Origin of the sequence: Veillonella parvula, assembly GCF_048309325.1 — a bacterium.
In the GTDB taxonomy this organism is placed as follows: Bacteria; Bacillota; Negativicutes; order Veillonellales; family Veillonellaceae; genus Veillonella; species Veillonella parvula_T.
Genome location: NZ_DBFBTX010000002.1, coordinates 454,803 through 467,028 on the forward strand (window position 1 = coordinate 454,803; position 12,226 = coordinate 467,028).

General features: G+C 40.9%; 11 protein-coding genes and 5 tRNA genes. All 16 read left to right on the forward strand.

Annotated elements, in window-relative coordinates; translation table 11 throughout:
• Window positions 1–39 precede the first annotated feature (39 nt).
• Window positions 40–1,605 (forward strand): hydroxylamine reductase, encoded by a 1,566-nt coding sequence (hcp, locus tag ACMKPP_RS02410; RefSeq protein WP_418369262.1) that lies wholly within the window; start codon window positions 40–42, stop codon window positions 1,603–1,605.
• A gap of 552 nt (window positions 1,606–2,157) precedes the next feature.
• Window positions 2,158–2,820: an L-serine ammonia-lyase, iron-sulfur-dependent subunit beta gene (sdaAB, locus tag ACMKPP_RS02415; protein WP_156720014.1), complete on the forward strand. Its 663-nt coding sequence runs from the start codon at window positions 2,158–2,160 to the stop codon at window positions 2,818–2,820.
• 11 nt (window positions 2,821–2,831) lie between these two features.
• Entirely contained in the window at window positions 2,832–3,704 is an 873-nt protein-coding gene (gene sdaAA / locus ACMKPP_RS02420; protein ID WP_119206933.1) for an L-serine ammonia-lyase, iron-sulfur-dependent, subunit alpha, read from the forward strand.
• 68 nt (window positions 3,705–3,772) lie between these two features.
• Window positions 3,773–5,191 carry a CCA tRNA nucleotidyltransferase gene (locus ACMKPP_RS02425; RefSeq protein WP_058948091.1) on the forward strand — a complete coding sequence of 473 codons (1,419 nt, stop codon included), beginning with the start codon at window positions 3,773–3,775 and terminating at the stop codon, window positions 5,189–5,191.
• Window positions 5,191–7,158, forward strand: coding sequence for a penicillin-binding transpeptidase domain-containing protein (locus tag ACMKPP_RS02430; protein ID WP_182321337.1), 1,968 nt, complete (start codon window positions 5,191–5,193; stop codon window positions 7,156–7,158). Before ACMKPP_RS02425 ends, ACMKPP_RS02430 begins: the two co-directional genes overlap by 1 nt.
• A gap of 118 nt (window positions 7,159–7,276) precedes the next feature.
• A complete protein-coding gene (locus tag ACMKPP_RS02435) occupies window positions 7,277–8,104 on the forward strand; it encodes a bifunctional 5,10-methylenetetrahydrofolate dehydrogenase/5,10-methenyltetrahydrofolate cyclohydrolase (protein WP_060924355.1) in 828 nt (275 codons plus the stop codon).
• On the forward strand, window positions 8,097–8,438 hold the full coding sequence (locus ACMKPP_RS02440; protein ID WP_008714928.1) for a hydrogenase maturation nickel metallochaperone HypA/HybF: 342 nt from the start codon (window positions 8,097–8,099) through the stop codon (window positions 8,436–8,438). Before ACMKPP_RS02435 ends, ACMKPP_RS02440 begins: the two co-directional genes overlap by 8 nt.
• A 15-nt stretch (window positions 8,439–8,453) precedes the next feature.
• The gene (gene hypB, locus ACMKPP_RS02445) at window positions 8,454–9,107 is read left to right on the forward strand and encodes a hydrogenase nickel incorporation protein HypB (protein ID WP_004697543.1); all 654 of its coding nucleotides are present in this window, start codon (window positions 8,454–8,456) and stop codon (window positions 9,105–9,107) included.
• Window positions 9,104–10,525 (forward strand): hypothetical protein, encoded by a 1,422-nt coding sequence (locus ACMKPP_RS02450; RefSeq protein WP_004697547.1) that lies wholly within the window; start codon window positions 9,104–9,106, stop codon window positions 10,523–10,525. The genes hypB and ACMKPP_RS02450 overlap by 4 nt, the downstream gene beginning before the upstream one ends.
• A 28-nt stretch (window positions 10,526–10,553) precedes the next feature.
• A complete protein-coding gene (brxF, locus tag ACMKPP_RS02455) occupies window positions 10,554–11,018 on the forward strand; it encodes a BREX-3 system P-loop-containing protein BrxF (protein WP_004695092.1) in 465 nt (154 codons plus the stop codon).
• A 447-nt stretch (window positions 11,019–11,465) separates the two neighbouring features.
• Window positions 11,466–11,541 (forward strand) — tRNA-Thr (locus ACMKPP_RS02460).
• A gap of 10 nt (window positions 11,542–11,551) precedes the next feature.
• Window positions 11,552–11,636 (forward strand) — tRNA-Tyr (locus ACMKPP_RS02465).
• Between the two features lie 5 nt (window positions 11,637–11,641).
• A tRNA-Met gene (locus ACMKPP_RS02470) sits at window positions 11,642–11,717 on the forward strand.
• Window positions 11,718–11,748: 31 nt separating this feature from the next.
• Window positions 11,749–11,824 (forward strand) — tRNA-Thr (locus tag ACMKPP_RS02475).
• 5 nt (window positions 11,825–11,829) lie between these two features.
• Window positions 11,830–11,906: transfer RNA gene (locus tag ACMKPP_RS02480), tRNA-Met, on the forward strand.
• Window positions 11,907–12,086: 180 nt separating this feature from the next.
• Window positions 12,087–12,226: GTP-binding protein (locus ACMKPP_RS02485; protein WP_373822061.1), on the forward strand; the 140-nt coding region annotated here is incomplete at its 3' end.

Below are 12,226 nucleotides of genomic sequence, written 5' to 3' on the forward strand. Positions count from 1 at the left end.
GCTTGACTGCGAGGAAGTCTCGCAAAGGAGGATTTTTAAATGAGTATGTTCTGTTATCAATGCGAACAATCTGCAGCACCAGGTGGCTGTACTGTACAAGGTGTATGTGGTAAAACTGCACCAGTTGCTAACTTACAAGACGAATTAACTGCTGCCTTAGTTGGCTTGGCTCGCGCTTTAGACGTAAAGGGTCATACTAAAGAAGGTATCGATTATATTATGCGCGGTTTGTTCATGTGTGTAACAAACGTAAACTTCTCTGAAGACCGCGTTCAAGAATTCATTGACGAAGTAAATGCTTACCATGCAAAAGTGGATAGCGCTCAACAAAATTTCGATTGGGAACAATTGTGGAAAGGTGAAGAAGACATCGTATCCCTTCGTTCCACATTATTGTTAGGTATGCGTGGTATGGCTGCATATGCATGGCATGCTGCTCGCCTTGGCTTCCACGATGCTGATGTTGACGCTTGGTTCGTTAAAGGCATGGTAGAATTCGCTAAAGATCACAGTGCTGAAGAATGGCTTGATCTTTTGATGGAATTTGGTCAAATTAACTTGAAATGTATGGCTGTTCTTGATAAAGCTAATACTGAAACATATGGTACACCTGTACCAACTACAGTTCCTTTGACTGTAGAACCAGGTCCTTTTATCGTTGTAACTGGTCATGACCTTCATGACTTGAAACAATTATTGGAACAAACTGATGGTAAAGGTGTAAATATCTATACTCATGGTGAAATGTTGCCTTGCCACGCTTATCCTGAATTGAAGAAACATCCTCAATTGAAAGGTAACTTCGGTACAGCATGGCAAAACCAACAAAAAGAATTTGTTGATGTTCCTGGTGCATTCTTGTTCACTACAAACTGCATTATGCCACCAAAAGAAAACTACAAAGCTAATATCTTCACTACAGATATGGTAGGTTTCGATGGTTGTGCACATATCGAAGAAAAAGAAGATGGTACTAAAGACTTCTCCGCAGTTATCAACCGTGCTATCGAATCGGGCGGCTACAAAGAAGCTCAAGAATTCACTGGTATCAACGGTGGTCATGAAGTAACTACAGGTTTCGGTCATGGCACAGTATTGGGTATTGCTGATAAAGTAATTGATGCTGTAAAAGCTGGCGCAATCAAACACTTCTTCTTGGTAGGTGGTTGTGACGGTGCTAAAGTAGGCCGTAACTACTACACTGAATTCGTTAAACAAACTCCAAATGATACTGTAGTATTGACATTGGCTTGTGGTAAATTCCGTTTCAACGACATGAACATCGGCGAAATCGGTGGTATCCCTCGTATCCTTGATATGGGTCAATGTAACGATGCTTACTCCGCTATTCAAGTAGCAGTAGCTTTAGCTGGTGCATTTGAATGTGATGTAAACGACTTGCCATTGACATTGGTATTGTCCTGGTACGAACAAAAAGCGGTATGTATCTTGTTAACATTGTTAGCATTGGGTATCCGTAACATTTACATCGGACCTTCCTTGCCTAAATTCTTCTCCAGCAATGTATTGAACATTTTGGTAGAAAAATTCCAATTACATCCAATTACAACTCCAGAAGCTGACATGAAAGCTATCTTGGGCTAATAGGATCTATTAATCTGTTAACTACAGTCCTACGTCCCCTCTCTTTTATGATTTAGGACTGTTGTTATAAATAACGCACCTAGGGTTATCCTTAGGTGCGTTTTTTTACTATTATTGTGAAAGCTATCTATCGAGTGTTTGTTTATTGATGGGGCCTGACAGTATTGCGACAACTAGATTACTAATGGGCATAACCTATCTCATGCCTCCATACTCAGCGTAAGTCGGCCCTCAATAGGTTATGCCCATAAGTAAAACGTTTCTGAAATATAAGTCCCATCAATATACAAACTCATAAAATAGCTTTCATCAGAATAGTGAGGTGAGGGGGAGATGTCGCTGCATAAGTATAGTCTTTCCTTTTTATAACTGTAGATATGGATGCGTCCCATCAATATACAAAGTTTTAGAACAGCTTTCACAAGAATAGTAGTCCTCTGTAGGCAAACAAATATGCCTCTAATGTGCATATAGACAAGGCTCGATATTGGTTGCTATACTATAGGTGAAATAGGATTTTCTCACATTGTTTATGTGTATATAGAGGCGTGTATGAATAGTATTTTTGATATTATAGGGCCTGTCATGATTGGCCCGTCTAGTTCGCATACAGCTGGTGCTGCGCGGCTAGGTAAGATGGCGCGGTGCATATTCCGTTCCACACCTAAAAAGGTAGATTTAACCTTATACGGCTCTTTTGCTAAGACCTATAAAGGCCATGGTACAGACCGTGCCTTGATTGGGGGCTTATTAGGTTTTAAAGAGGATGATACGAATATTCGTGTTGCTCAAAAATTAGCTGAAAAAGAGGGCATGGAGTATAACTTTATCGAGTCTCCTCTTGATGTAGGTCATCCTAATGTGGTTCGTTTTGATATGTACGATGAACATAATCGTCATATGACTGTGATTGGTCGTTCTCTTGGTGGCGGTCAAATTATGATTACCGAAGTAGATGGCAATGATATGTCTATTACTGGCGATGAGTTTACTCTTGTTGTATTCCATGAAGATAGACCTGGCGCCATCTCTTTGGTGAGCCAAGCATTAAGTGAGTCCGATATTAATATCGCTACCATGCGCGTGTTTCGGAAGGGTAAGCACAAGGATGCAGTGATGGTCATTACTACAGATACGGTGGTAAATCCTATTACCGTTCAGTTTATGCGCGAGTGTCCAGGCATTCAAGATGTCATGACCTTTGAAGCTTTATAGGAGGGCGAATGATGAGTTATGCATATGATACAATTGCAGATATTATTCGCTTAGCAGAGGAAAATAATATTTCCTTCGGTGACGTAGTACTGCGTTATGAGTTAGAAAATTATGACCGCAGTGAAGAAGCGGTTATTCGTGAAATTGAGCATCGGTTAGATATCTTTGAAGGTTCTATTCAAGATGGTATAGATTATGCGGAGAAAACGGCCTCTGGTATGTCCGGTGGACAGGCGGCACAGCTTAATGGTCAAACGCCAAGATTTATGAGTGATATTGCGTATAAAGCAATGACCTATGCTATTGCTGTTAATGAAGCAAATGCGAAAATGTTCCGCATTGTTGCTTGTCCTACTGCAGGCTCTTGTGGCGTTATGCCTGGTGCGGTGAAAGCTGTAGCAGACCATTACAAGTTAGATAGAGAAACAGTAGTAAAAGGTTTCTTGGCTGCTTCTGGTATTGGCAATGTCGTGGCGAATCGTGCTTGTGTGGCTGGCGCCGTTGGTGGTTGCCAAGCAGAAATTGGTACGGCCGCTTGTATGGCCGCCGGTGCCATTGTAGAAATGATGGGTGGTGCGCCTCGTCAAGTAGGCCATGCTATCGCATTGTGTATGAAAAACTTATTGGGCCTTGCCTGTGATCCAGTAGCAGGGCTTGTAGAGGTACCGTGCGTTAAACGTAATGGTTTCTATGCAGTTCATGCCATTACTGCATCTGAATTGGCTTTGATGAATATTGAAAGTCAAATTCCACCAGATGAAGTTATTGAAGCAATGAATAATATCGGTCGCGCTATGCCAGCAGCATTGCGTGAAACAAGTGATGGCGGCCTTGCGGTAACACCGACGGGTACAGCTATTGCAGAACGAGTGCAATCCTTATAGGATTGCACTTTTTTCATGCTTTCATTTGTAGTAAAATAAAGGTTAGACTAGTTCAGAAAGGAGTGTGCATGATGGAACAAGCCAATCGAATATTGACTGTATTGGAAGAAGCAGGTTATGAAGCCTATATCATTGGCGGAGCAGTGCGTGATATTTTGATGCATCAAAAGCCTCATGACTTTGATATTGTGACGTCTGCACGTCCTAATACGGTAATTGAAGTCCTACGCGGTCAAGATATTCAAACGACAGACTTAGTAGGAAAATCCTTTGGCGTAGTAGTAGCTACACTAGAAGGAAAGCAATATGAAATTGCAACGTATCGCACTGAACGATATGGAGCGGATAGTCATCGACCAGAAGAAATCGCTTATGCCGATACCTTAGAGGAAGACGTGTTGCGTCGTGACTTTACGGTCAATGGTATGGCTATGAATCGTTTTGGTGAGGTCATAGACCTAGTAGGGGGACGCCGAGATATCAAGCATAAGACATTGCGAACCATTGGGAATGCACAGCAACGCTTCGAAGAAGACGCATTGCGATTATTTAGAGCATGCCGCTTTGTGGCAAAGCTAGATTTCTTACCTACCGAAGATTTATTAGAAGCTATGCCAAAGGCATTTCATCGTGTGCCTGGGTTATCTCTCGAGAGAGTCCGTAGTGAACTGGACCGACTCATGTTAGAGCCCGCTGTGGCTAAGGGCCTTGATGTATTAGTACAATCTCGCTTGGCCGAGTGTTCTTGTCGCGTTGTAGAAAATGGCGTCGCTCGTGAAGTGCCTATTTTACCAGAGCTATACCATCTTGTGAATTTACCACAAGAAAAAGACTTTCACGAATTTGATGGTTGGTATCATACATTAGCCGTTGTATCTCATACAGAACCAGATTTAATATTACGTTGGGGTGCACTGTTACACGATGTAGCAAAGGGTATGCCGGCGGTACGAGCTGTTATTAACGGACGTTTGACGGATCGTGGCCATGATACATTAGGTGCTGAAATGACAGAAACCTTGCTTACTCGTTTAGGTTATCCTAAGGCTTTTGTGCGCCGTGTAGCTTGGATTGTAAAAAATCATATGCGCTTTCACTATTTTGTACAAAATGGGGAAGCTAATGAGAAAAAGTGGATCCGTAAAGAGGCTCGCAGCGGTGAGTTTCGAGATAGTCAAATTATGCGAACTGCATGGGAGCAATTATCTAAGGTTTGTGCTGCTGATGTGTTAGGCTGTGGGAAGCCTTATGCATCGACTGATGGAACCTTAGCCTTTGGTGAATGTATGGCAGATCTGAGCCTAGAGATGCCTATCCATACAAAGGATTTAAATTATGATGAACGTGTTATTAAGCTTGCAGGGAATAAAGTGGGGGAAGGATTGCAGTATTTATTAGGTCAGGTACAAAATGGAGTGATTACCAATGAACCAGATGCGCTATATGATGCATTAGACCATAAGTTACGCCGTCCAGTGGAGAAATGATGAAGTTATTAAATAAAGCGTTATTACGCATGAGTGATTGGAGTCGCACTACATGGTGCCTTGCCATACTCATGACCGTTGCTTTCGTCCTTATCGGTCGTTTAGCACAGTTACAGGTCTTTGATACCTTTGACCTAGAGAAGAAAAACTTATTACAAGTTCAAGTAGATAGAAAATTACAATCGCCGCGGGGTACAATCTATGACCGTAATGGCAAGCCATTGGCGATGAGTGTAGTTACAAAATCTTTATATGCGGATCCGAAGATGATTAAACAGTCTCCTCAAGAGATTGCGGAGCTCATCTCACCGTATGTAACGATGTCAAAAGAGAATATTGTAAAAGCTTTGCAAGAGGATACCGCCTTTGTCTGGTTGAATCGTATGATGGATGCAGACAAATCAAAAGCGGTACAACAAGTTATTAAGGATAATAATATTGCAGGCCTTAATTTCGTTGAAGAATCTAAGCGCTATTATCCAAATGGTGTCTTAGCGGCACAAGTATTAGGCTTTGTCGGCACTGATGATAAAGGGCTTGATGGTCTAGAAATGGTTCTCGATGACGAATTAAAGGGGGGCGTACAACAAGAAATTGTAGCTACTGATAATAAAGGGAATGCCATCTTTGGTTCCGTACTATCTAAATTTTTACCAGATAAGGGTAAAAGCGTAACCTTAACCATCGATGCAACAATTCAATTTATTGCAGAACGCGCTCTTGATAAGGCGATGGTTGATACAGGAGCTAAGCATGCCAGCGTTATCGTTATGGATCCAAAGACCGGTGAAATATTAGCGATGGCCAATCGTCCAAGTTATGATCCTAATAACTACAACCAAAGTGGTGAAGAGGCTTTCAAAAATATTGCGGTTACCAATTTATATGAACCAGGTTCTACATTCAAACCTATCATTGCATCTGCAGCTCTTGCAGCAGGCAAATGGAAGTTAGACACTGTGTATAACGATAAAGGGGCCTTCGCTGCCAATGGACATATCATTAGAAACTGGAATGGTGAGGGATATGGTCCTGTTCGTTTGCTAGATATTTTGAAGTACTCTATTAATACTGGTATGGCTGAAATTGGTACATTAACAGGGGCAGATATTCTCTCGAAATATGTACGTGATTATGGCTTTGGTTCTGAAACAGGTATTGAATTGCCTGGTGAAGGAGCAGGTATTTTGTATAATCCAGAGGATATGAGTAAGCTAGACGTTGCTACAATGTCTATCGGTCAAGGTATTGCGGTTACACCATTACAAATGGTTCGTGTCTTTGGTGCCCTTTCTAATGGTGGGGCTATGATGAAACCACATATCATCAAGTCTTATAGTAACTCTCAAGGCGATGTAACAAGTACGACTGAAACATCTGTTGTGGGACAACCAGTTCCGGCGGAAACCGCTAAAACCATTGTAGATATTCTAGAAAAAGAAGTATCCGAAGGTGGCGGTACAAAAGCGATGGTAGAAGGTTATCACTTCGGCGGTAAAACTGGTACGGCGCAAAAACTAGATACCAAACATGGCGGTTATCTCGACGGACAATACATTGCGTCCTTTATTGGCTTTGGCCCTGTAGAGGATCCAAAATTTGTAGTTCTTGTCGTTATTGATGACCCACAAAAGGGTTCTTATTATGGTAGTCAAATTGTAGCCCCTGTATTTAAGGACATCGTATCTCAACTTGTACGGTATTACCAAATGAGTCCGTATGTTAAAGAAAGTACACCAGTAGCTGTTAAAGCTGCTAATACATTACCTGAACCAAAACCGGGAAGTGATGGTTCTGTTACATTGCCTAACTTTACTGGTTTTACCTATGGTGAAGTGCGTGATTGGTTACATAAGGCGGGACTTGCCTTTAAACCGGATGGAACTGGTACGGCTACATCTCAAGATGAAAGTAGCGGTACAACTGTTCAGGCTGGTACAGCAATTACTGTTCATTTCCGTAGATAAAACGAATTCGGTCATAATTAGAAATTATAGACAGTTCGTTATATAATAGAATAAGAGACTTAGGTGCCTCTCCGGAGGCACCTTATTTTATAGATAGTTTGAATGAATGGAGATACTTATGATCGAATTACGCGGTAAAGCAGTAGCAGACGCTCACAAGGCGATTTTACAAGAAAAAGTTGCAGCAGTTGGCGACTCTGTAATTACTATGGCAGTATTACTCGTTGGTGAAGACCACGGTGCTCATATGTACGCTACATTTATGGAAAAGACAGCCAAGAACTTTGGCTATGGCTTTGTGTTAAAACAATTACCTGAAACGGCTACACAGGATGAAGTAGTTACAGCATTGCAAGAATTAAATAATGATGCGGCTGTTCATGGGATTTTACCGTTAATGCCGATGCCTAAACACATTGATACAGAGGCTCTTATCGATATGCTAGATCCTAAAAAAGATATCGATGGTCTAACTACGTATAATATTGGTCTTGTAACTGCCGGTAAAGGTGGCTTTGCCCCTTGTACTGCCAAGGCGTGCATGGCGATTTTAAACCACTATGATATTCCTGTAGAGGGTAAACATGTGGTAGTAATCGGTCGTAGCCAAGTGATTGGTAAGCCGGTAGCTCTTATGACACTTGGTGCACATGGTACGGTTACAATGTGCCATTCCAGAACCCCTGATTTGGCAGAACAAGTAAAACGTGGCGATATCGTTATTGCTGCAGCGGGTCGTGCTCATATGATTACAGCAGATATGATTAAGCCAGGTGCTGTTGTTATCGATGTAGGCATTAATGAACTAGAAGGTAAGACGGTAGGCGATGTTGATTATGAAGCGGTAAAAGATATTGCATCTGCCATTACTCCTGTACCAGGAGGTGTTGGATCCGTAACAACGACAATGATGCTAGAAGCGGTATACGAGGCATATCATGCATGAGATGTCTATAGCAGAAGGTATTCTTGATGTAGCGCTCGATACCTTACGTCAACATGATGCGACAGTCATTCATTCTATTCAACTAGACTTAGGTTTAATGAGTGGGGTAGAACCGGATTCATTGCTATTTTGTTGGGAAGCCATTACGAAGGGAACACCTGCGGAAGGCTCACGCATAGAAATCAATACAGTTCCTATTGAAGGAAAGTGTTTAGATTGTGATAAAATATTTTTTGTAAAAAATTATACGTTTATTTGTCCTTATTGTGACAGCCATTTCGTACAAACTATAGGCGGTCGCGAGCTACAAGTGACCTCTATAGATATCGATTGATAGAAAGGTTAGGGCATGCAAGTTCAAGTTAAAACTAATGTACTGGCAAAAAACGATGCTATTGCAGAGTCCTTACAACAGTTGTTTAAGGAAAAGAATATATTTGTATTTAACCTGTTAGGTTCACCTGGGGCAGGTAAGACCTCCCTTTTGGAGGCAACCTTACAAGATTTAAAAAAGGATTATCGCTTAGCCGTTATTGAAGGCGATTTATTTACGGCAAAGGATGCCAAGCGCATTCATGAGTTGGGTGTGCCTGTTATCCAGATTAATACGGTTGGTGGGTGCCATCTCGATGCACAGATGATTCAAGATGCCTTAGGTGATCTTAATCTTGATGATCTCGATATGATTATTATTGAAAATGTAGGCAATTTAGTCTGCCCTGCGGAATTTGAGATTGGTGAAAGCATGAAAGTAACGATTTTATCTGTTACCGAAGGTGAAGATAAGCCCCTTAAGTATCCGTTAATCTTTAAAGAGTCTAAGGCCATCCTTATTAACAAGATTGATTTATTGCCTTATGTGCCTTTCAAAAAGGAGCAGGCAATACAAGATATCCGTAATTTAAATCCAAATGGAGAAATTTTTGAAGTAAGTTGCACGGCCCACAACGGTCTTGAAACATGGTTGAATTGGTTGCGTGCACAGTTGGAGAATAATCGATGAACTATTCTATGAAGAGCCGTATTGTAGCAGCCCTCCTTGTGGGCTTGTGTGCTACTACAATCAGTTATGCAGCAGAGCCTGCCATTTCCACTGTTAACCCAGTTGCAGTAGAAACTACTGATGACACTAACGTTGTAGCTCAAGATTCCGCTAATGCGAGCAATGATGGTAGTGTAGATGGAACTGGTGAGGTTGATAGCTTGTCTTACCTTGATAATGCACCAGTTAGAGTTGTTAAGCTAGACCCAAAAACGAAACAGGAAGGTTCTAAAACTGGATGGCTCGCAGAGCAAATGGCTGTAACTGAATTTGGTGATTCTATACAATTCTGGCAAGCGGCTAGTGAGAACGAAGGTCCTTTGCCGAGTATCACTCAGAATAATTTAGCTGATATTGGTAAGTCTTATACGGCAAACAGTTTACCGCCTTTAGGTTCTCAAGATGACTATGCTATTGGCACATACCGATTGGGGAATCAGTTTGAAGTCCCAAAAGATGTAGAAAAAACTGAGGTACGTGATAACTTTACTACGTATTACATGAAAGATGTAGCAGTAACTGTATATACTGGACCTGCTCAAGAATTGTTGGTTAACAATCAATTGCGCGGTCAAGGGGCGACTTACTTCTTTGAACCAAATACTATTACAAATATTCATAGTACGAAAAAAGGCGCTAATACAGTACGTGACATTGGCCCTGGTAGCACACGGATGGAATTGATATTTGCCTATGGCAGTCCTAATGCGATGTGGCGTGATAAGAAAAATGAGACGTATATTTTCCTTTATGAGGGGCATTCCGAAAATTCATTGCCTCAAAAAAAGGAGTTTAAGAGTCCTGTAGAGAATACAAATAGTAATAGCCAACAACAATCTATGCTTGGTCAGCAAAAAGAATATATTGCTTTCACCATTAAACAAAGCAATATAGAGGCTGTAGACATTATTAGTGGACAAGTATGGCCTAGGTTTGGATTGCCGAAAGCTGAAGTGTATGATTTTGAAGCTGGTACACTTACGGCTGATGATTTTGTATTGCGTGGTTTCAAGTTGAATGACCATTTTGTTAATGATCCTAATAATGATTGGAAACATCAAGGCATATTGTTTGGCTCCACATTTATTGGCTATAATGAATACGGTGTGAGTGTAGATAAAAAAGATCTTATCAATCGCGTATTATTAAATGTTTATACGCCTACACGTCGTGGAATCGCGATGGGTGATACCAAATATTTATTGCTCTTTGTGTATGGTATGCCAACTCGTATTGTTGAATCTACAACAAAGGCGGGGACGTCTACCGTATATGAATATAAAAATCCAGCGGCAAGCAACTCTTATTTACAGTTTGCCCTAGATGATAAAAACCAATATATCAAATCCGTTATGTTATCTGACCGTCCTGTAAAATAGGATAGGTCACAGCGAGGAGGCAAAGGGTATGGTTACTGTACAAGATGTAAAAGAACGTTGGGAAAAGATTCAAGGTGATGATGAACGTATATTGTTTATCGTTGGTGGTCCAGGTTCTGGTAAAAGTTTGCTAATTCGTGAATTGTCTGAGCAGAAGGGCTGGAAATACTTGGAAGCTAAGCAACTCATCGAGGAAGAGTTTTTGCTCGTGCCTCGTGATGAACGGCCTCAATTAGCGGAAGAAGTTATTTGCCGTGCTCTTAGCCGTAGCGATACGGAAGTAGTCTTGCTAGATGGCATTAATGTATTCTTTGCACCTATCTTAAATCTAAAACCATTTGAGTTGTTAAAAACTATTAGTAAGAAGTATCCTATTGTCGTTGGCTGGCGTGGACATATTGAAGGGGATCAGTTGTACTTAGAACATAACAATAATCCTAAACATGCTGTAGTTAGTATTGCACATCCAGATCATGTTATTGCAATCGACTAAATGTATGTTTGAACATATTGGTTGAATATAGGGAAAACTATAGATGTATAGAAGGAGATAGCGGGCTATCTCCTTTTTTAGTTATATAATTACAGTTATTAGGTAAAAAATATAGTTTTGTAATTTCCTATTATTTGATTTTAGTAAACCTGAAATATGGATGTTAGCAGACATGGACTGGTAAGGAATGAAACTATGTAAAGGTATATAAAGAATATACTAGTAAATAAAAGTTGATTACTGTATATATCCTGAAAACAAGGCATTTTATAGAGGATTGATAAAATATAAATTTTTTTTGACAAAATACTTGCATAGGGTATCGTTTCATGTTATTATGATTAAGCACTAAGGGTGACCACAGTGGACGAAAAACTTCAAAAAAGTTTTTAAAAGGTTCTTGACACTTAGTGTGCTAGGTGATACAATTCATCTTGTCGTAATGATGCTGGCGTAGCTCAATAGGTAGAGCAGCTGACTTGTAATCAGCAGGTTGTGGGTTCAATTCCTATCGCCAGCTCCATTTTATTTATGGAGGGATTCCCGAGCGGCCAAAGGGAGCAGACTGTAAATCTGCCGTCTTCGACTTCGAAGGTTCGAATCCTTCTCCCTCCACCATTCATAGCGGGGTGGAGCAGTTGGTAGCTCGTCGGGCTCATAACCCGAAGGTCGCAGGTTCAAGTCCTGTCCCCGCAACCATAAAAACCACAGTGAAATGATCGTTCATTGTGCTGGTGTAGCTCAGTCGGCAGAGCGTATCCTTGGTAAGGATAAGGTCACCGGTTCAATCCCGGTCACTAGCTCCATACATGGCGGCATAGCTCAGTTGGCTAGAGCAATCGGTTCATACCCGGTGTGTCCGCGGTTCAAATCCGTGTGCCGCCACCATTAAACCTCACCTTGGTGGGGATTTTTTTATTTCTTTACATATGACATGCTATTCTAAGACTTTGTATATATGGTATAATAATAGGTAAGGAAATCTTATATTCCATTGATAAATTAGGGTTAATATATTATATTAATACTAGAATGTAATTTGTTTTTGTGAAGGAGGATATAATCCTAATGGCAAAAGAAAAATTTGAACGTACGAAACCGCATGTTAACATCGGTACAATCGGTCACGTTGACCATGGTAAAACTACTTTGACTGCTGCAATCACTAAAGTATTGGCTGAAAAAGGTCAAGCTGACTTCCAAGATTA

Bases quoted from the DNA above. Each gene is read 5' to 3' on its own strand.
- ACMKPP_RS02430 (WP_182321337.1), top strand. From the start codon at position 5,191: ATGAAGTTATTAAATAAAGCGTTATTACGCATGAGTGATTGGAGTCGC.
- sdaAA (WP_119206933.1), top strand. From the start codon at position 2,832: ATGAGTTATGCATATGATACAATTGCAGATATTATTCGCTTAGCAGAG.
- ACMKPP_RS02425 (WP_058948091.1), top strand. From the start codon at position 3,773: ATGATGGAACAAGCCAATCGAATATTGACTGTATTGGAAGAAGCAGGT.
- ACMKPP_RS02440 (WP_008714928.1), top strand. From the start codon at position 8,097: ATGCATGAGATGTCTATAGCAGAAGGTATTCTTGATGTAGCGCTCGAT.
- ACMKPP_RS02435 (WP_060924355.1), top strand. From the start codon at position 7,277: ATGATCGAATTACGCGGTAAAGCAGTAGCAGACGCTCACAAGGCGATT.
- hypB (WP_004697543.1), top strand. From the start codon at position 8,454: ATGCAAGTTCAAGTTAAAACTAATGTACTGGCAAAAAACGATGCTATT.
- sdaAB (WP_156720014.1), top strand. From the start codon at position 2,158: ATGAATAGTATTTTTGATATTATAGGGCCTGTCATGATTGGCCCGTCT.
- brxF (WP_004695092.1), top strand. From the start codon at position 10,554: ATGGTTACTGTACAAGATGTAAAAGAACGTTGGGAAAAGATTCAAGGT.
- ACMKPP_RS02450 (WP_004697547.1), top strand. From the start codon at position 9,104: ATGAACTATTCTATGAAGAGCCGTATTGTAGCAGCCCTCCTTGTGGGC.
- hcp (WP_418369262.1), top strand. From the start codon at position 40: ATGAGTATGTTCTGTTATCAATGCGAACAATCTGCAGCACCAGGTGGC.